The sequence below is a fragment of the Thiomonas sp. 13-64-67 genome (assembly GCF_002282795.1).
Taxonomy (GTDB): Bacteria; Pseudomonadota; Gammaproteobacteria; order Burkholderiales; family Burkholderiaceae_C; genus Thiomonas; species Thiomonas arsenitoxydans.
Genome location: NZ_NCKP01000067.1, coordinates 1 through 19,337 on the forward strand (window position 1 = coordinate 1; position 19,337 = coordinate 19,337).

Here is a 19,337-nt window from a genome sequence, read left to right on the forward strand (position 1 = left end):
CTGTTGCGCGGCGAACTGCAGCAGGGCGCGGCGGCGCTGCAGGCTCATCACATGGCCGAGCGGATATTGATGCGATGGCGTGACGTAGATCAGCCGTGGCCTGCCCTGCTGCCAGTCGGCGGCCGATGGCGCCATGCCCTCCAAGTCCACCGCGACCGGCTTGAGCTTGAGCCCGGCGGCCTGCAACGCCCGGCGCGCGCCCCAGTAGCAGGGGTCTTCCACCCAGGCCTCGTCGCCGTGATCGGTGAGCAGGCGCGCGGCCAGATCGAGCGATTGCTGCGTGCCCGAGGTGATGAGTACCTGCTCGGCCGTCACCCGCACCGAGCGCGACAGGCTGAGGTACTGCGCAATCGCCACGCGCAGCGGCATATAGCCACCTTCCTGGCCGTAATCGAGCAGGTCGCGGTCGAGGCTGCGCCAATACTTGGCCTGCAGTTTTTGCCAGAGCTGAATGGGGAATTCGGCAAACTCGATTTCGCCGGGCGCGAACGGTTGCACCTCAAAGTCCGCCGAGCCCGACTGCGCGGTGAGCAATTGGCCGCGCTGCGAGAGCTCGCGTGGCGAGCTGCTGTCCGCACTGGCGGCCTGCGCCAGCTTGCGGCCCCGCGCGGGGCTCAGCGGGCCGAGTTCCGGAAGGGTCTCGGAAACGAAAGTGCCGCTGCCCTGGCGCGCGGTGAGGTAGCCTTCCGCCGTGAGCTGGTTGATGGCCGACATGACCGTATTGCGCGAGAGATTCAGGTCGCGCGCCAGATCGCGGGTGGACGGCAGTTGTACCCCGGCGGTGATGCGACCCGCCAGAATGGCGCCGCGTAGCGAGAGATACAGGCGCCGGTTGAGCGGCGGGGCTACCGCCGCGTCGCCTTCGGCGCGCTGAAGCTCGGTGAGCAGGAGTTCGGAGAGGGCAAGGGGTCGCATGGGTAGGCGCGGCAGATAAAAACTGGCTCCATGACAAAAGCAGGGAGTGGCACTTCCGAGAGTACCAGTTGGCAGGTAAATTGAGACTATCGAATCGTGCTAAGTCATGGAAAACCCTAGTATTTTTTGTTTTTTTGGCCCATTCAGAATGGTGCCCGGCCTTATTGCATTGCACCAAATCAGGGCGAAAACTGAGCGGCTGCCTCAGGCTCTGCCTCTTGTTGCAATGCACTAAAACAGGGAACATGCCTGTGTGCTTCTACCCTTGTTTCCTTGGTCTTTGATCCGGTTTTGATGATGTCCAACCTCACCTTCTTGCCTCGCGTTGCGGTCACCACCGATCTGAAATCAATCGGCGGGCACCCCACGTATGCGGTGACGCAAAAATATGTTGACCCGCTGCTGCCGCTGTCGGGCGTGTTGCCTTGGCTGCTGCCTTCAATGGGCGCCGAGTTGCCGCTGGATGCGGTGCTGGGGGATGTGGACGGGCTGGTGTTCACCGGCTCGCCGTCGAATATCGAGCCGCACCACTATGGCCAGGCGCTGAGCAACCCTGAGTCGCCCGCCGACCCGGCGCGCGACGCCACGACCCTGCCGCTGATCCGCGCCGCCCTTGCGCGTGGCATTCCGGTGCTCGGTATCTGCCGCGGGTTTCAGGAAATCAATGTCGCGCTCGGCGGCAGCCTGTTGCAGGAGGTGCACAACACCGCAGGCTTTGATGATCATCGTGAAGACGACACGCTGGATGTCGCCGGGCAGTACGGCCCCGCGCACCGCTTGCAGGCTGTACCCGGCGGCATGCTCGCCAGCATCGTCGGCGCGGATTCCTGGGAGGTCAACAGCCTGCATGGCCAAGGCATCCAGACCCTCGCCCCCGATCTGCTGGCGCAGGCGCATGCGCCCGACGGCTTGGTCGAGGCGTACACCTATCAACCCGCTCACCGCACCGACGCTGGCTTTGTGCTGGCGGTGCAGTGGCATCCCGAATGGCAGGCCGCGCAAAACCCCGTGTCGCGCGCGATCTATGCCGCTTTCGGCAACGCCTGTCGGCAGTTCGCCGCGCGCAAGCGCGACGACTCGCTGGCGCGCGCTGCCTGAGCAAACCGCGCCTGCACCTTTGGCGTTCAAAGTGCAGGCGATGGATGGAACCATCCTTGAAACGCAAACTGGAATCACATCATGAGTAGCGACAACCGCAAGCAGTGGACCTTCAACGATCTTGAAGGCTGGCTCAACGCCCAACGCATTACCGAAATCGAATGCCTCGTGCCCGACCTGACCGGGGTGGCGCGCGGCAAGATCCTGCCGCGCAGCAAGTTCACCGAAGACCGCGGCATGCGTCTGCCGGAAAGCATCATCGGCCTCACCGTCACCGGCAACTGGCCCGAGGATGAACGCCTCGAAACCCTGATCGCCGATACCGACCGCGATATGAATCTGGTGCCCGATCCGAGCACCGCGCGCGTCGTGCCCTGGGCCACCGACCCCACCGCGCAGGTCATTCACGACTGCTATTTCAAGGATGGCGAGCCGGTGGACTACGCCCCGCGCACCGTGCTGAAAAACATGCTCAAGCTCTACGCCGACAAGGGCTGGACCCCGGTGGTGGCGCCCGAGCTGGAGTTCTATCTGGTGGCCAAGAACAACGATCCCGACCAGCCGCTGCGTCCGCCCATCGGCCGTTCGGGTCGCGCCGAAACCTCGCGTCAGCACTACAGCATCGACGCGGTCAACGAGTTCGATCCGCTGTTCGAAGACATCTACGACTACTGCGAGGCGATGGACCTCGACGTGGACACGCTGATTCACGAAGTCGGCGCCGGGCAGATGGAAATCAACTTCCTGCATGGCGATCCGCTCGATCTGGCCGACAAGGTGTTCTTCTTCAAACGCACCCTGCGCGAAGCGGCGCTGCGCCACAATATGTTCGCCACTTTCATGGCCAAGCCCATGGCGGGCGAACCCGGCAGCGCCATGCATGTGCACCAGAGCATCGTCGATCGCAAAACGGGCCAGAACATTTTCAGCAACGCCGACGGCAGCGAGTCCGAGCTGTTCCTGCACTACATCGGCGGTTTGCAGAAATACATTCCGCACGTCATGGCGCTGTTCGCCCCGTATGTGAACTCGTATCGCCGTCTGGTCGCCAATACCGCGGCGCCGACCAATGTGGAATGGGGCGCGGACAACCGCACCGTGGGCATCCGCGTGCCGTTCTCCAATGCCGAAAACCGCCGCATGGAAAACCGTGTGATCGGCGCCGACGCCAACCCTTACGTTGCGCTGGCCGCCAGCCTGGCCTGCGGCTATCTGGGCATGGTCAACAAAATCAGCCCGCTGCCCGAAATGAAGACCAATGCCTACGCGGCGCCCAACGCCATTCCGCTGCCGCAAAGCCTGTCCGAATCGGTGCGTGCGCTCGACGATGTGCCCGAGCTCGAGGCCATTCTGGGCAAACGCTTTTGCGGCATCTACAAGGCGGTGAAGATGAGCGAGTACGCCGAGTTCATGAAGGTCATCAGCCCCTGGGAGCGCGAGCATCTGCTGTTGCACGTCTGAACGGTGCCGCACCCTCAACAAAACATCGTCCTGAAACGGAGACTCCCATGAAACCCAATGATCTGCCCCAGTTCGACACCGCCGCGCTGCGCGCCAAGGACGCCGCGCATCACCTGCATCCCTTCACCGACACCAAGAGCCTGAACGCCGCGGGCAGCCGCGTCATCGTGCGCGGCGAGGGCGTGCGCATCTGGGACTCCGACGGCAACGAAATCATCGACGGTATGTCTGGCCTGTGGTGCGTCAACCTCGGCTACGGGCGGCAGGATCTGGTGGACGCCGCCACCCACCAGATGCAAACCCTGCCGTTCTACAACGCCTTTTTCAAGACCACCACGGCTCCGGCAACCGAGCTTGCGGCGCTGCTGCCGCAGGTGGCGCCGCCCGGCTTCAACCATGTGTTCTTCACCAACTCCGGCTCCGAAGGCAACGACACCATCATCCGCCTGGTGCGCCGTTACTGGGATCTGATGGGCCAGCCGCAGCGCAAGACGATCATCAGCCGCCACAACGCCTATCACGGCAGCACGCTGGGCGGCGCGTCGCTGGGCGGCATGAGCGGCATGCACGAACAGGGCGACCTGCCACTGCCGGGCATCACCCACATCGACCAGCCCTACCAGTTGCAGCACGGCAGGCCGGGCGAGAGCGCACACGACTTCGGCTTGCGCGCCGCAAGCTGGCTGGAGGCCAAGATTCTCGAAGTGGGCGCCGACAAGGTGGCCGCCTTCATCGGCGAGCCGGTGCAGGGCGCGGGCGGCGTCATCATTCCCCCGGCCAGCTACTGGCCCGAGATTCAGCGCATTTGCGACAAGTACGGCCTGTTGCTGATCTCCGATGAAGTCATCTGCGGCTTCGGTCGTCTGGGGCACTGGTTCGGCTGCCAACACCCGCACATCAACTCCAAACCCGACCTCATTACCTTCGCCAAGGGCGTGACTTCGGGCTACCTGCCGCTGGGCGGGGTGCTGGTGGGCGACCGTGTGGCCAAGGTGCTGATCGAGCAGGGCGGCGACTTCAACCACGGTTTCACCTACTCCGGCCATCCGACCTGCTGCGCCGTCGCCATCGCCAACGTCAACGCGCTGCGCAACGAGGGCGTGGTCGAGCGCGTGGCCACAGACACCGCGCCTTACCTGAAGGCGCAATTCGCCACCCTGGCCGATCATCCCCTGGTGGGCGATGTCGATTCTCTGGGCATGGTGGCCGGGCTGGTGCTCTACAAAGACAAGGCCAGCCGCACATTGTTCGACGCCGATCTGGGCGTGGGCTACCTCTGCCGCGACCACTGCTTCAAGAACGGCGTGGTGATGCGCGCCGTGGAAGAACGCATGATCATCGCCCCGCCGCTGGTGATGACGCATGCCGAAATCGACGAGATGATCCGGCGCATTCGCCGTAGCCTGGACGACACGCTGGCTGGTCTGCGTGCGCAGGGCTTGGTATAAATCGCCATTTCCGTTTCGGTCGGTCACGGCATACTGGTACGGGAATTGCAAAGCCTCACCCTGCTGCACCTGTTGTTTTCAATTGGCTTCACACACACTTGAGAGGTTTTTCATGTCACAAAAACTGCATACGAAGTCAGTCCGTCGCAAGCTGCTGGCGGCATGCCTGGCGGGCGCCGCGGCGCTAACCCTCGGCGCTGCCGCCCCGGCGCAAGCCGCCGGCGTGCTCAATATCTACAACTGGTCCGACTACATCGCACCGACCACGGTGCCGGGTTTCGAGAAGGACACCGGCATCAAGGTGCGCTACGACACCTTCGACTCCAACGAAACCCTGTTCGCCAAAATGGTGGCGGGCGATACCGGCTACGACATCGTGGTGCCGTCGTCGAACTGGGCGGCCATCGACATCAAGGGCGGCCTGCTGCATCCGCTGGACAAAGCCAAGATCCCCAACTACAAAAACCTCGATCCGGGCCTGATGAAGCAGCTCGCCGCGGTTGACCCCGGCAACAAATACCTCATTCCCTGGATGTGGGGCTACACCACGGTAGGCATCAACGTCAACCAGGTGAAAAAGGCGCTGGGCAACACCCCCATGCCGGCCAATCCCTGGTCCTTGATTTTTGATCCGACCTACGCTGACAAGATCAAGTCCTGCGGCATCTCCATGCTCGACTCGGGCGGCGACATCATGGAGGCTGCGTTCAACTATCTCGGCATTCCGCAAGACACCCAGAGCCCGGCCGACTTCGAGAAGGCCTACGCCATGGTGCAGAAGGTGCGCAAGGACGTGAGCATCTTCTCGTCCTCGGGCTACATCAACGACCTGGCTGGCGGCTCCATCTGCATGTCGCTGGGTTGGTCGGGTGATATGGGCATTGCCGCGGCGCGCGCCAAGGCGGCAAAAAACAAGCAGGACATCGAAGTGTTCCCGCCCACGCATGGCGCCGTGATCTTCATCGACACCATGGCCATTCCCGCCGACGCCAAGAACATCGACAACGCCTACAAGTGGATGAACTACGTGCTCGAGCCTAAGGTGGCCGCAGCCGACACCAACACGGTGACCTACGCCAACCCGGTGCCGTCGTCGCTGCCCTATGTCGATGCCAAGATCAAGGACAACGACTTCGTGTTCCTCAAGCCCGATATGGTGGCCAAGCTGATTCCGCCCAAGGTTTACACCCCGGAGCAGCGTCGTCTCGTGACCCGTCTTTACACCAAGTTCAAGACCGGCCTGTGATCTGACCCCTGTTGCCGCGCTCTGCGTTTTTTGTCGGCAGGTGCGCGGCAACACCCCACACCTCAACCTTGTTCGACCGATGATGGAGTTCGCGTTGTGACGCCCCCTTCCACGAATGCAAAACCCTTCCTGCGCATCGACGGCATCACCCGTCGCTTCGATGAGGTCGTCGCGGTCAATGACATTCATCTCGACATCCAGCAGGGCGAAATTTTTGCCCTGCTCGGATCGAGTGGCTGCGGCAAGTCCACCTTGCTGCGCATGCTCGGGGGCTTCGAGACGCCGACCTCCGGCCACATCTATCTGGAGGGCGAGGACATCACCGATCTGCCGCCCTATGAGCGGCCGATCAACATGATGTTCCAGTCTTACGCGCTGTTTCCGCACTTGACCGTGTTCGACAACATCGCCTTCGGTCTGAAACGCGACGGCATGCCCAAGGCGGACATCGCCACCCGCGTGGAGCAGATGCTCGACCTGGTGCAGCTCAAGCCCTACGGCAAGCGCAAGCCGCACCAGCTCTCCGGCGGCCAGCAACAGCGCGTGGCTTTGGCGCGCAGCCTGGCCAAACGCCCCAAGCTGCTTTTGCTCGACGAGCCGCTGGCCGCACTCGACAAAAAGTTGCGCGAGCGTACCCAGCTCGAACTCGTCAACATTCTGCGCAAGGTCGGCGTGACCTGCGTGATGGTCACGCACGACCAGGAGGAGGCCATGACCATGGCCGACCGCATCGCGGTGATGAAGGATGGCGAGTTTCTTCAACTCGGCACCCCCATCGAGATTTACGAACACCCGCAAACCCGCGCGAAGTGCAGACCGATGATGCGTTGTTCTACATCGGCCACGGCATCAGCGGCACGCTCAACATGGAGCTGGGCATCGCCTTGCGTCCGGAAAAAATGACTCTGACCGAGGGGCACCAGAGTCACCCGAACAACGCCTTTCAGGGCACGGTGTCCGGGCGCTCGTACATGGGTAGTTACACCGCCTACGAGCTGCTGCTGCCGAGCAAGCGGCGCGTTCGCGTCACCGTGTCCAATGCCGATCGCCATGCCGATCCGTTTGATGTGGGGGCCGCAGTTACCGCGCATTGGGCGGATAACGCGCCTGTGGTCATCGTGGACTGAGGCACAGCGCCAACGCATCATGCCAACAAACAGCGACACCTCCACCCCGCGCAAAGTGCGCAAGCCCTTCAACTGGGGCCGCAAGATCGTGATCGGCATTCCGCAGATCTGGCTGCTGGCCTTTCTGCTCGCGCCGTTCTTTATCCTGCTCAAGATCAGCGTGTCGGAAACCGACGCGCTGGGCATTGGCTTCGACCCGCTCGTCACCTATGTGAACGATGCGCTGCAGGTCAACATCCACTTCTCGCCTTACCTGGCGCTGGTGCGCGACAGTCTCTACATCATCACCTATCTGTCATCGCTGTGGTACGCCTTGATGACCACAGTGCTGTGTCTGGTGATCGGCTATCCGTTTTCCTACTTCATCGCCCGGGCCAAGCCCACGGTACGGCCCGCCCTGCTGATGCTGGTCATGCTGCCGTTCTGGACCTCGTTTCTCATCCGCATCTATGCCTGGAAGAACCTGCTCGACGTCAACGGCCTGGTCAACCAGTTCCTGATGTGGGTCGGCATCATCCACACCCCGCTGCGCATGATGTTCACCGAATTTTCGTTCATGGTGGGCATGGTGTATGGCTACATCCCCTTCATGATTCTGCCGCTCTACGCCACGCTGGTGAAAATGGATCACCGGCTGGTCGAGGCGGCGGCCGATCTGGGCTCCACGCCGCTAAAGACCTTCTGGCTGGTCACCGTGCCGCTGTCCAAGTCGGGCATCATCGCCGGCAGCCTGTTGGTTTTCATTCCGGCGGTGGGCGAATACGTCATTCCCGAGCTGCTCGCGGGCCCGTCCACGCTCAACATCGGCCGGGTAATGTGGAATGAGTTCTTCCTCAACCTCGACTGGCAGCGCGCCTCCGCGGTGGCCATTGTGATGATCGTGCTCATCCTGCTGCCGATTGCGGTGTTCAACAAGTACCAGACCAAGAGCCTGGAGGGCATGCGATGAAAAAGACCGCCGTGCTGCCCCTGACCTGGATGATCCTGGTCTATCTGTTTCTTTACCTGCCCATCGTGGTGCTGGTGGTGTATTCGTTCAACGATTCGCGCATGGTCACCATTTGGGGCGGCTGGACCTTCAAGTGGTACGGCGCGGTGGTGCATGACCATGAAGTCATCAGCGGCTTGATTCTGTCGCTCAAGGTGGCGCTGGCGACGGCCACTACTTCGGTGCTGCTGGGCACATTGGCGGCATTTGCCTTGGTGCGCTATCGCCACTTCGCGGGCAAGAGCCTGCTCAACTTCATGATCAACATCCCGCTGGTCATGCCCACGGTAGTTATCGCGCTGGCGCTGCTGCTGTTTTTCGTGACGGTGCAGAAGGCCATGGGGTTTCCGCAGAAGGGGTTTTTCACCATCTTCATCGGCCATACCGTCATGGCCATTTCCTATGCCGCGGTGGTCATCCAGTCGCGTCTGAAGGAAATGGACCGGTCGATCGAGGAAGCCGCCATGGATCTGGGTGCGCGCCCTTTCCAGGTGTTCATGCTGGTCACCCTGCCGTCCATTTCGCAGGCCCTGGTGTCGGCCTGGCTGCTGGCGTTCTCGCTGTCGCTCGATGAAGTGGTGATCTCCGCCTTCCTCTCCGGCCCGGGCAGCACCACCTTGCCGGTGGTGATCTTCTCGCGCGCCCGTCTCGGTCTGAGCCCGACCATCAATGTGGTCGGGGCGATCACGGTCTATCTGGTCATCATTGCGGTGGCGGTGAGTAGCCTGCTCATGGCGCGACGTGAGCGTCTGCGCGCAAAACAGGCCGCGCAGGCCTTGCGGATGGATGCCGAGCCGCAGCAAACAAAGGAATTCGGCGTCGGATTGATGACCGCCGAGGGGCGATGAGCCGTCGCCAGAGGAGCGGTTTTTTTGAGCAAGAGAAGCACCCTGTCAACATCTAAAAACACCTGGAGGACACACTGATGAACAAGTTCAAACTCACCGTGCTGGCGGCCAGCCTGGGGCTCGCCCCACTGGCACATGCCGACACCAACGCCGACATCCTGAACGAGCTGCAAGCGCTCAAGGCCAAGGTGCAGCAACTCGAAGCGCAGGTCAAGGCGCAGCAAACCCAGATCACCGACAACCAGAAGGCGACAGATGAAGCCTCAAAGGTGGCCAACCATGCGGATGTGCAGGTCTCGGGCATCAAGGAGCAAACCGAGTCGTCCGGCTTCAAGGGATTGAAGGTCAGCGGCATGATCGCCCCGGCCTATGTCTACAACCAGGATCAGCAGGCCAGTTCGTTCGTATTCCTGAATCGGTCCAATGGCGATCCGGGTGCGTACTCGCTCTACAACTACGACAACTCGTATTTCGGCGGCGTTTATCTCCAGTTCCAGAAGGAAACCGCGGGCGGCGTGGGCTGGAACCTCACCCTGGCTCCTGATCGGGGCGCCGGCGTGAATATGAATGGCAACTCCATCATTCATGAAGCTTCGGTGTCGATTCCGTTGAACAACGAGACCAAGCTCATCGCCGGCCAGATCCCCGACTGGGAAGGCTATGAATACACCTGGGACAACCAGACCAAACCCATCACCCATAACCTGCTGTTCGACTTCACCGAGCTGACCGCCTACACCGGCGTCGGGCTCGACCAGACCGTGGGCAACTGGGAGTGGAAGAGCATGATCGCCAATATGAACTCGCCGCGTTATTACTACGGCGGCTCCGGCGGGCGTGCCCCGGCACTGGTGTTCCGTGCCGACTACACCCCGCCCGGTTATGACAACGCCGATATCGGCTTCTGGGGCATGGTGGGCAAGCTGCCGAACTCCAACGTGGCGGCGGACGGCACCACGCCGCTGTTTGCCACTGGCACCTCGACCGCGCAGATGTTCGAGGTCGACGGCTACCTGACCCAGGGCGACTGGGGCTAGTACGGCCAACTCGGCTATGGACAGCAGACCGGGGCAGCGTATAACGGCGGCAAAGCCAAGTGGTGGGGCGCCTCGGGCATGCTGACCTATAACTTCACCCCGCGCTTCCTCGGTTTCGCCCGCGCTGACTATCTCAACAACAGCAGCAATGGCGGCGGGCTGCCGGGTGGCTATATGAACCCGACTGCCGGTGGCCCCGGCGCGAGCTTCAACGGCGTCAACGGCTTCGGCCCCGGCTACGTCAACGACGGCACGGGTAACTGGACCATCGTCGACCCCAACAAGGGCGCCAACCGCTACGCCCTCTCGCTCGGCTGGAATTACCTGCTGACCGAGTCGACCACGTTGAAGATGGAGTACCGCTATGACCGCTCCAGCCTTGCTACCTTCTACAACGTGTCGGATGGCAGCTACAAAAAGGACAACAATCTTCTTGCCGCTTCGGTGGTCGTGAGCTTCTGATCTGTCCTTTCGCGGCGGGTGTCTTGCCCGCCGCCTCACCGCTTTTTGCTACTCCATCATGCGCCACCCCATCGCCTTCACAACGAACAGGGTGGCGCCCGAACCCATCGCTCCAGCGCCCGAACGAGTGCTGCGCGGCGACCCGCAGCAACTGGTCTGGAATCACTACACCGACGCCACCGGTCAGTTCTCCGCTGGCATCTGGCAGGGTGAGACTGGCGCTTGGCGCGTGCACTACGACCCGCATGAAGAAGAGTTCTGCGTGCTGCTCGAAGGGCATATGACGCTCACCGCAGACGACGGCGCGGCGCAGGAATTTCGCGTCGGTGACGCGTTCGTCGTGCCCGGCGGCTTCACCGGCATCTGGGAAAACCACACCCGCGTGCGCAAACACTACGCCATCATGGCGCTCAAAAAGAACTAAACCTTACCCCAGGAGATTCGCATGACCGAGAACTTCAATCGCATCTGGCATCAACGCGCCGACGATCTGCTCAAGCGCGGTATCGACGGCCGCATGGTCATCGACGGCAGGCGCTGGGCCGCGACTGATGGCGGCCTGTTCGACTGCATCTCGCCCATTGACGGCAAGGTGATCGCCCGCGTCGCCCGCGGCAAGGCGGCGGACATCAACCGCGCCGTGGCCTCGGCCCGCGCTGCATTCAATGACCGCCGCTGGGCTGGCCAGCCGCCCGCTGCGCGCAAGAAGGTGATGGTGGCGTTTGCCGAGCAACTGCGCGCTGCGCGCGACGAACTCGCGCTGCTCGAAACCCTCGACATGGGCAAGCCGATCAAGAACAGCCTGTCCACCGACGTGCCGTCCGCCGCGCGCTGCCTGCAGTGGTTCGGCGAAGCGGTGGACAAGATCTACGACGAAATCGCCCCCACCGGCGACAACGCGCTGGCCCTCGTCACGCGCCAGGCCATCGGCGTGGTCGGCGCCATCGTGCCGTGGAATTACCCCATGCTGATGGCCTCGTGGAAGCTGGGCCCCGCGTTGGCCGCCGGCAACAGTGTGGTGCTCAAGCCTTCTGAAAAATCGCCGCTCACCGCGCTGCGTCTGGCCGAACTGGCGCTCGAAGCCGGGCTGCCAGAGGGCGTGTTCAACGTGGTGCCGGGCTATGGTCACGAGGCCGGCGAGGCGCTGGCGCTGCACATGGACGTGGACGCCATCGGCTTTACCGGATCCACCCGCACCGGCCGCCGCATGCTCGACTATGCCAGCCGCAGCAACTTGAAGCGCGTGTACAACGAACTCGGTGGCAAGTCGGCCAACATCGTCTTCGCCGACTTCGACGATCTCGACCGCGCCGCCGCCACGGCTATCGGCAGCATGTTCTACAACCAGGGCGAGAGCTGCAACGCGCCCTCGCGCCTGCTGGTGCAGGACAGCATTGCCGATGCCTTCGTCGAGAAGCTCACTGCGCTCACTCCGCAATACCACCCGGCCGACCCGCTGGATGCATCCACCGTGCTCGGCGCGCTGGTCGATGAAACCCAGACGCAGACCGTGCTCGGCTATATCCAGTCGGGCGTGGACGAGGGCGCGCGCTGCGTGGCCGGCGGCTGCCGCGCGCTGCAGGAGACCGGCGGGCAGTACGTCGCCCCGACGGTGTTCGACGGCGTGAAAAACAGCATGAAAATCGCGCAGGAAGAAATCTTCGGCCCGGTGCTGGCGGTCATCCGTTTCAAGACCGAGGCCGAAGCCGTGGCGATTGCCAACGACAGCGCCTACGGCCTGCACGCCGGGGTGTGGTCGCGCAATATCGACCGCGCGGTACGCGTGTCGCGCGCGCTGCAGGCGGGCACCGTGCACGTCAACCAGTACGACGAGGACGACATCACCGTGCCGTTCGGCGGCGTAAAGCAGTCGGGCAACGGCCGCGACAAGTCGCTGCATGCCTTCGACAAATACACCGAACTCAAAACCACCTGGATGCGGATCGACAGCGCGAACTGAACCCTCCCCACCCCGGCCCTCCCCGCAAGCGGAGAGGGAGCCTTTGCTCCTCCTCCACGCAGTGGGGGAGGCCGGGAGGGAGAATCTTTTGGAGACACACCATGAACCACTCACTGAATGAACAACTCCAGGCGCGCCGCGCCGCTGCCACGCCCCGCGGCGTGGGCGTGATGGCCAGCTTCTACGCCGACCGCGCCGAGGGCTCCGAGCTATGGGACGTCGAAGGACAGCGCTACATCGACTTCGCTGGCGGCATCGCGGTGATGAACGTCGGCCATCGCCACCCGAAAATCGTCGCCGCGCTGCAGGAGCAACTGCAGCACTTCACCCACACCTGCTACCAGGTCGTGCCGTATGAGAGCTATGTCAGCCTGGCCGAAAAACTCAACGCCCTCACGCCCGGCAGCCACGCCAAGAAGACCGCGCTGTTCTCCACCGGCGCTGAGGCGGTGGAAAACGCCATCAAGATTGCCCGCGCCTACACCCAGCGTCCGGGGGTGATTGCCTTTGGCGGCGCCTTCCACGGCCGCAGCCTGTTTGCCGTGTCGCTCACTGGCAAAGTGCAGCCGTATAAGGCGGGCTTCGGCCCCTTTCCGCCGGAGATCTATCACGCGCCGTTTCCCTGCCATTGCGCCAGCCTCGACGAGACGAAAAAGGCGGTGGAACTGCTGTTCAAGGCCGACATCGAGCCCGCGCGCGTGGCCGCCATCATCTTCGAGCCGATCCAGGGCGAGGGCGGCTTCAACGTCATTCAGGCCGAGGCGGTGAAGTGGCTGCGCGCACTGTGCGACCAGCACGGCATCGTGCTCATCGCCGACGAGGTGCAGACCGGCTTCGGTCGCACCGGCAAGCTGTTCGCGATGGAACACTTTTTCGAGCAGACCGGCGTGCTGCCCGACCTCATGACCATCGCCAAATCGCTGGCCTCGGGCATGCCGCTGTCGGCGGTGACCGGCCGCGCCGAAATCATGGACGCCCCGGCCCCCGGCGGGCTGGGCGGCACCTACGCGGGTAACCCCATGGCCGTGGCCGCCGCGCACGCCGTGATCGACGTGATGCACGACGAGCAACTCCCGGCGCGCGGCCAGAAGCTGGGCGATCAGCTCAAGGCCCGGCTTGAAGGTCTGCGTGCGCAAGTGCCGCAGATCAGCGATGTGCGCGGCCTGGGCGCCATGGTTGCGGTGCAGTTCAACGACCCCGCCTCTGGCAAACCGGACGCGGCTTATACCAAGGCCGTGCAGGCCGAGGCACTCAGGCGCGGCCTCATCCTGCTGACCTGCGGGGTGGACTACAACGTGGTGCGCTTCCTGTTCCCGCTGACGATTTCAGACGCCGTGTTCGCCGAGGCGCTCGACATCCTCGAAGCGTCGCTGCTGGCGGCCAAGGGTTAGGGCCTGTTCACGCTATGTATGCACCCGCCTGGGGGCAACCCTTCGGGCCGGGGGGCTGGGCGGCGCACTGCCACGTTGCCGTCCGCTTGTGGTGCCACACACCACGGCGCGGCCTGCGCCTCGCATTGCCTCCGCCGAGACCCCCGGCGTGGGTGCATCAATAGCGTTATCAGGCCCTAGTGCCAGGGCCGCGACGCGGCGATGGACAAACCGAGCGACCCGCTATCCATCGCCGACGCCCGGGCCGCGCAGGGCGCGCAAGATCTGTCCGCACTGGGCCAGATTGCAGTGGAGTAGATCGCCGCGCTGCAACTACTCGAGTGGCGCAGCGATCTGGCGCAGATTTCCCCTTGGGAATAAGCGCAATATGCCGAGCGATTTTGATCTGATCTCCAGCAGGGCCAGACCCGGCTGACTTCTTCAGGTACCGCCCTGAGCCAGATTGTGCGAACGTTGTGAACGCGATCACCGTTGAGCATCAGCGTTTTTGCAAACGCCTGAATCGACAAACGCCGGCCAGACCCCAGCCCGCCGGAAAGCGCCACCATCACAGCGTGAGCGATCCGGCATCTGCGTTTTTTGCGGGTCTGTACGCAAACGTACAGACCCGCAAAGGCTTTTGGCCTACGTTGCAACAACAGTTCCAAGGCGGCACCCTGTGCTCTTTGGAACGACTGTTCTGCTGAGGGTCCAGATCCTCGAAAAGCCGTCAAAAAAGCGCCTGCAATTCAGCTGATCTCTGGCCGTGCAAGGGTTCGGCTCGACGGCTTCTGCGCCACTTGGCAGCCACTTTTCAAGTTGCCAGCGCCGCCATGTCCAACATTCCCATCCTGTCTCCACTGTTCCTCCTGCTGGTCGTTCTGGTGCTGTTTCTGGCCTCGTCCCTCAAGATCATCTACGAATACCAGCGGGCCGTGGTGTTCCAGCTCGGTCGCTTCCAGCGGGTCAAAGGGCCCGGGCTGATTCTCGTGATCCCCGTGCTGCAGCGCATGGCCCGAATGGATTTGCGCACCGTGGTGCACGAGGTGCCATCGCAGGACGTGATCTCGCGGGACAACGTGTCCGTCAAGGTGGATGCGGTGCTGTATTTCCGCATCGTCGATCCAGAAAAGGCCTTTATCCAGGTGGAAGATTTTTTCTCCGCAACCAGCAAGCTGGCGCAAACCACCTTGCGCGCGGTGCTGGGCAAGCACGACCTGGATGAAATGCTGTCCGAGCGCAGCAAGATCAATGCCGATATTCAGGCCATTCTGGACGCCCAGACCGAGGCCTGGGGCATCAAGGTCAGCGTGGTGGAGATCCGAAATATCGAACTGACCGAAGACATGGTGCGCGCCATCGCCAAGCAGGCGGAGGCTGAACGCGACCGCCGCGCCAAGGTGATTCATGCTGACGCTGAATTCCAGGCCGCGCAGACGCTGGTGAATGCGGCGGCCATTCTGGCGTCGGCACCCGGCGGCATGCAGCTGCGCTATTTGCAAACGCTGTCGGAAATTGGCACCGAGAAAAATTCCACGGTCATCTTTCCGATGCCGATCGATCTGATCAAGCCGATTCTGCAGATCATTGAAAAAGTCGCGGATCAGCACTGATCCGCCGCCATCCTGCCTTGCGCGCTGTGTCCCAGCAGGCGCAATGCCCTTCTTGTTGATCCAACCGAAAGCCCGCCATGCCCAGCAAATCTCCCACCCGCCCCATTGATGCAAACAGCCAGCCCGCGATTCCGCAGATGAAGGCCACAGGCCAAAAGCGCAGTTTGGTGCGCGGCAAGTCCACCCGCAAGAAAAATCCGGGCAAACGCTCCCACCATGGAGGCTGACGCGATGCGTGCAACGCAGGGCGCGGCCGCTGCAAGCCGGTTGCGGGGCCGCCTTTCATTGTCGTGGCGCGAGGTCACTTCACTGGCGCCTCTCATCTTGAAATTCTGGGCTCTTCACGCCAAACCCCATTGGCCGCAACTGGGTAGTCGACTGCTGCGCCCGGCCATCTTTCGCCCGGCACAGGTTGACGAACCCGTGCTGCGCTCGGATTTGCTCAGCGCCGATCAGATGGAGCAGCATGGCGTGGTGTTGGCCGCACGGCATCAGGCCTCCATGCGGCCGCAGAACAATGCCTTGCTCACCCGGCTTGCCGACAACGCGGACACGCTGGCGCATGCCAGCACGGTGCTGACGCAGGCGGTGTACCAGGGGCATCGCATCACACCGGCAGCGGAGTGGCTGCTCGATAACGATTACCTGATCGAGGAGCAGATTCGCACGGCGCAGCGCGACCTGCCCAAGGGCTACAGCCGTGAGCTGCCGTGGCTGATCAACGGCCCTTCGGCCAACCTGCCGCGGGTCTATGACATTGCGCTGGAAACCATCGTCCACGCCGACGGCCGCCTGGACGGCGAAAGCTTGCGCCGCTTCGTCGTCGCCTACCAGACGGTGACGCCGCTCAAGCTGGGCGAGCTGTGGGCCGTTCCGATCATGCTGCGACTGGGGCTGATCGAGAATCTGCGCCGGGTTGCGGTGCGGGTGATGGCCGAATGGGGCGACCGCAACGTGGCCGGGCAGTGGGCCGATCGCATGGCCGAAGTCGCCGAGAGCGACCCCAAGAGCGTGGTGCTCGCCGTGGCCGACATGGCGCGCTCGGGCCCGCCCATGGCTTGCTCCTTTGTGGCCGAACTCACGCGACGGCTGCAAGGCCAGGGGCCCGCACTGGCGCTGGCGTTGACCTGGGTGGAGCAGGCGCTGTCGGAATCCGGGCACAACATCGAGCGGCTGGTACAGCTCGAAGCCCAGCAGCAGGCCGCTGATCAGGTGACCATCGGCAACAGCATCGGTAGTTTGCGCACGCTGTCCAGCATGGACTGGCGTACCTTCGTCGAGTCCATGAGTCATGTGGAGCAGGTCTTGCGCCAAGACCCGGCAGGCATCTATGCCGCGATGGACTTCACTACCCGCGACCACTACCGCCATGTGGTGGAACGCCTGGCCAAGCGCACCACCCGCAGTGAAGGCGAAGTGGCCCGCGCTGCGGTTGATCTGGCGAGTCACACCGCGCCGGGCGCGACCGAGCAGCCGTCGCAGAGCCACGTCGGTTACTTTCTCATCGACCGCGGACTGGCCGCGCTCGAACAGCGTGTGGCCGCGCAAGATTCGGCCCGCGACGCGCTGCGGCGGTTCGCCCTGCGCGCGCCCCTCACCCTGTACCTCGGCTCGGTTTTGCTATTGCTGGCTCTGCTGGCGCAGCCTCTTCTGCGTGTCGTGCAGCGCAATGGCCTGCAGGGCTGGGAATTCCTGGCTATCGCTGTTGCGGTGGGGTTGATCAGCAGCCAGCTGGCCATCAGCCTGGTGAACTGGCTGCTGTCCATCGTGGTGTTGCCGCGCATCCTGCCTCGGCTCGATTTTTCCAAGGGCCTGCCGCCCGAGGTGCGCACCCTGGTGGTGATTCCAGCCATGCTCAGCAGTGCGCAGGACGTGGACGCCCTGGCCGATGCGCTCGAGGTGCGCTTCCTGGCCAATCGCGACCCGCATCTGCACTTCGCCCTTCTCACCGATTTTGTCGATGCCCAGAGTGAAGTGCTGGAGACCGACGCGGCGCTGCTGCAACAGGCCACCGAGCGCATCGACGCGCTCAACGCCAGCCACCCCGACGCGCAGGCCGACCGTTTCTTTCTGCTGCACCGGCCGCGCCGCTGGAATGCGACCGACAAGGTGTGGATGGGTTACGAGCGCAAGCGCGGCAAGCTGGCCGAGCTCAACGGTCTGCTGCGCGGCGTAGGCGGCACGCGGTTTATGCAGATCGTGGGCCGCATCGAAGTGCTCACCGAGGTCAAGTACGTCATCACCCTGGATACCGATACGCAGTTGCCGCGCGACGCTGCGCGCCAGTTCATCGGCGCCATGGCGCACCCGCTCAATCGGCCGGTGATCGACACCGCCACGCAGCGCGTCATCACCGGGCACGCCATCCTGCAACCGCGCGTGGGCATCAGCCTGCCCAGCGCGGCGCGCTCGATGTACGCGCGATTGTTCGGCAGCGACGCCGGTATCGACCCCTACACCAGTGCGGTGTCAGACCTTTACCAGGACCTGTTCGGCGAAGGCTCTTTCATCGGCAAGGGCATTTACGACGTCGATGCGTTCGAGCAAGTTCTGGCGAATCGCTTCGCCGAGAACAGCATCCTCAGCCACGATCTGGTGGAGGGCTGCTTCGCCCGCTCTGGCCTGATCAGCGACGTGCAGTTGTTCGAGGACTATCCGTCGCGGTATGGCAGCGACGTCAGCCGCCGCCATCGCTGGATTCGCGGCGACTGGCAGTTGCTGCCGTGGGTTCTGCCTTGGGTGCGTACGCCACAGCGCCTGCGCACGCGCAACCCGCTGTCGGCCTTGTCGCGCTGGAAGATCCTTGACAACCTGCGACGCAGTCTGGTGCCCGCCGCGCTGCTGGCACTGCTGCTGCTCGGCTGGTTTGTCATCACGCAGACCGCGGCGTGGACCTTGGCTGTGTTGGCCGTGGTGGTCGTGCCGCCGCTGCTGGCGCTGCAACTCGATCTGTTCATCAAGCCGCGTGACGTGCTACTCGGCCAGCACCTGCGCCTGGCGCTGCGCAGCATGGGCCAGCATGCCACGCATGTCCTGCTCACTCTGGCATGGCTACCGCATGAGGCGCTCTACAGCTTCGACGCCATTGTGCGCACGCTGTGGCGCATGGCCGTCACGCGGCGCCTGTTGCTGCAGTGGAACCCGTCGCAGGCGGTGGAGCGCAGCGTTAGCACCACGCTGGCCGCCACGTTCAAGTCGATGGCGATCGGGCCGTTGCTGGCGCTGCTGGTCGCGGGCGCGTTGGCGCTGCTGCGGCCCGGCGCACTGCTGGTGGCCGCGCCCTTGCTGCTGCTGTGGCTGGCCTCGCCCGCCATGGCCTGGCGCATCAGCCAGCCGCCGGTCATGCAGACCTTCATGCCCACGCCTGAAGCCCAGCGGTTTCTGCGGCGGCTTGCGCGCAAGACCTGGGCGTTTTTCGAAGCCCATGTCGGCGCGCTGGACCACGGCCTGCCGCCGGACAATTTTCAGGAACAACCGGCCCCGGTGATCGCGCACCGTACCTCGCCCACCAATATGGGGCTGGCGCTGCTGGCAAATCTGGCGGCCTACGACCTCGGTTACATCGGCATCGGTCGGCTGTTGCGGCGCACCGATCAAACCTTGCAGACCCTGCAGGGCCTGCAACGCTACCGAGGGCATTTCTACAACTGGTACGACACCCTCACCCTGCAGCCGCTGGCGCCGCGCTACATCTCTGCGGTGGACAGCGGCAATCTGGCCGGGCATCTGCTGACCCTGCGACCCGGCCTGCTGGCGCTGGCGGA

13 protein-coding genes and 3 pseudogenes are annotated in these 19,337 nt (G+C 63.4%); 15 read left to right on the plus strand and 1 reads right to left on the minus strand.

Annotation, left to right across the window (positions count from 1 at the left end):
• Window positions 1-915: aminotransferase-like domain-containing protein (locus B7X30_RS13210; RefSeq protein ID WP_286731128.1), on the minus strand; the 915-nt coding region annotated here is incomplete at its 3' end.
• Between the two features lie 297 nt (window positions 916-1,212).
• On the opposite strand from B7X30_RS13210, the gene B7X30_RS13215 reads away from it, so the two are divergent.
• The 15 genes and pseudogenes from B7X30_RS13215 to B7X30_RS13285 all read left to right on the plus strand — a co-directional run.
• Window positions 1,213-2,013: a gamma-glutamyl-gamma-aminobutyrate hydrolase family protein gene (locus B7X30_RS13215; RefSeq protein WP_231836292.1), complete on the plus strand. Its 801-nt coding sequence runs from the start codon at window positions 1,213-1,215 to the stop codon at window positions 2,011-2,013.
• Window positions 2,014-2,094: 81 nt separating this feature from the next.
• Window positions 2,095-3,474 carry a glutamine synthetase family protein gene (locus tag B7X30_RS13220; RefSeq protein WP_286731129.1) on the plus strand — a complete coding sequence of 460 codons (1,380 nt, stop codon included), beginning with the start codon at window positions 2,095-2,097 and terminating at the stop codon, window positions 3,472-3,474.
• Window positions 3,475-3,521: 47 nt separating this feature from the next.
• Window positions 3,522-4,922 (plus strand): aspartate aminotransferase family protein, encoded by a 1,401-nt coding sequence (locus B7X30_RS13225; RefSeq protein ID WP_286731130.1) that lies wholly within the window; start codon window positions 3,522-3,524, stop codon window positions 4,920-4,922.
• A gap of 112 nt (window positions 4,923-5,034) precedes the next feature.
• On the plus strand, window positions 5,035-6,168 hold the full coding sequence (locus B7X30_RS13230; RefSeq protein ID WP_276707458.1) for an extracellular solute-binding protein: 1,134 nt from the start codon (window positions 5,035-5,037) through the stop codon (window positions 6,166-6,168).
• 96 nt (window positions 6,169-6,264) lie between these two features.
• Window positions 6,265-7,295 (plus strand): annotated as a pseudogene (locus B7X30_RS13235) (ABC transporter ATP-binding protein).
• 19 nt (window positions 7,296-7,314) lie between these two features.
• The gene (locus B7X30_RS13240) at window positions 7,315-8,244 is read left to right on the plus strand and encodes an ABC transporter permease subunit (protein WP_286731133.1); all 930 of its coding nucleotides are present in this window, start codon (window positions 7,315-7,317) and stop codon (window positions 8,242-8,244) included.
• Window positions 8,241-9,131, plus strand: a complete 891-nt coding sequence (locus B7X30_RS13245; protein WP_013121978.1) for an ABC transporter permease — start codon at window positions 8,241-8,243, stop codon at window positions 9,129-9,131. The genes B7X30_RS13240 and B7X30_RS13245 overlap by 4 nt, the downstream gene beginning before the upstream one ends.
• A 77-nt stretch (window positions 9,132-9,208) precedes the next feature.
• Window positions 9,209-10,168, plus strand: a complete 960-nt coding sequence (locus B7X30_RS13250; RefSeq protein WP_286731134.1) for a DUF3138 family protein — start codon at window positions 9,209-9,211, stop codon at window positions 10,166-10,168.
• Between the two features lie 18 nt (window positions 10,169-10,186).
• Window positions 10,187-10,630 (plus strand): annotated as a pseudogene (locus tag B7X30_RS13255) (DUF3138 family protein); the annotation flags it as partial.
• Between the two features lie 58 nt (window positions 10,631-10,688).
• On the plus strand, window positions 10,689-11,054 hold the full coding sequence (locus B7X30_RS13260) for a cupin domain-containing protein (RefSeq protein WP_286731135.1): 366 nt from the start codon (window positions 10,689-10,691) through the stop codon (window positions 11,052-11,054).
• 21 nt (window positions 11,055-11,075) lie between these two features.
• Entirely contained in the window at window positions 11,076-12,590 is a 1,515-nt protein-coding gene (locus B7X30_RS13265; RefSeq protein WP_286731136.1) for an aldehyde dehydrogenase, read from the plus strand.
• 101 nt (window positions 12,591-12,691) lie between these two features.
• A complete protein-coding gene (gabT, locus tag B7X30_RS13270; RefSeq protein WP_286731138.1) occupies window positions 12,692-13,981 on the plus strand; it encodes a 4-aminobutyrate--2-oxoglutarate transaminase in 1,290 nt (429 codons plus the stop codon).
• An 812-nt stretch (window positions 13,982-14,793) separates the two neighbouring features.
• A complete protein-coding gene (locus tag B7X30_RS13275) occupies window positions 14,794-15,573 on the plus strand; it encodes a slipin family protein (protein ID WP_013104352.1) in 780 nt (259 codons plus the stop codon).
• 77 nt (window positions 15,574-15,650) lie between these two features.
• Window positions 15,651-15,800 carry a hypothetical protein gene (locus B7X30_RS13280; RefSeq protein ID WP_156053990.1) on the plus strand — a complete coding sequence of 50 codons (150 nt, stop codon included), beginning with the start codon at window positions 15,651-15,653 and terminating at the stop codon, window positions 15,798-15,800.
• Between the two features lie 97 nt (window positions 15,801-15,897).
• Window positions 15,898-19,337: pseudogene (locus tag B7X30_RS13285) on the plus strand (glycosyltransferase family 2 protein); the annotation flags it as partial.

Coding starts and splice junctions, on each gene's coding strand:
- gabT (WP_286731138.1), top strand. CDS start 12,692: ATGAACCACTCACTGAATGAACAACTCCAGGCGCGCCGCGCCGCTGCC.
- B7X30_RS13225 (WP_286731130.1), top strand. CDS start 3,522: ATGAAACCCAATGATCTGCCCCAGTTCGACACCGCCGCGCTGCGCGCC.
- B7X30_RS13245 (WP_013121978.1), top strand. CDS start 8,241: ATGAAAAAGACCGCCGTGCTGCCCCTGACCTGGATGATCCTGGTCTAT.
- B7X30_RS13265 (WP_286731136.1), top strand. CDS start 11,076: ATGACCGAGAACTTCAATCGCATCTGGCATCAACGCGCCGACGATCTG.
- B7X30_RS13250 (WP_286731134.1), top strand. CDS start 9,209: ATGAACAAGTTCAAACTCACCGTGCTGGCGGCCAGCCTGGGGCTCGCC.
- B7X30_RS13230 (WP_276707458.1), top strand. CDS start 5,035: ATGTCACAAAAACTGCATACGAAGTCAGTCCGTCGCAAGCTGCTGGCG.
- B7X30_RS13215 (WP_231836292.1), top strand. CDS start 1,213: ATGTCCAACCTCACCTTCTTGCCTCGCGTTGCGGTCACCACCGATCTG.
- B7X30_RS13240 (WP_286731133.1), top strand. CDS start 7,315: ATGCCAACAAACAGCGACACCTCCACCCCGCGCAAAGTGCGCAAGCCC.
- B7X30_RS13220 (WP_286731129.1), top strand. CDS start 2,095: ATGAGTAGCGACAACCGCAAGCAGTGGACCTTCAACGATCTTGAAGGC.
- B7X30_RS13280 (WP_156053990.1), top strand. CDS start 15,651: ATGCCCAGCAAATCTCCCACCCGCCCCATTGATGCAAACAGCCAGCCC.
- B7X30_RS13275 (WP_013104352.1), top strand. CDS start 14,794: ATGTCCAACATTCCCATCCTGTCTCCACTGTTCCTCCTGCTGGTCGTT.
- B7X30_RS13260 (WP_286731135.1), top strand. CDS start 10,689: ATGCGCCACCCCATCGCCTTCACAACGAACAGGGTGGCGCCCGAACCC.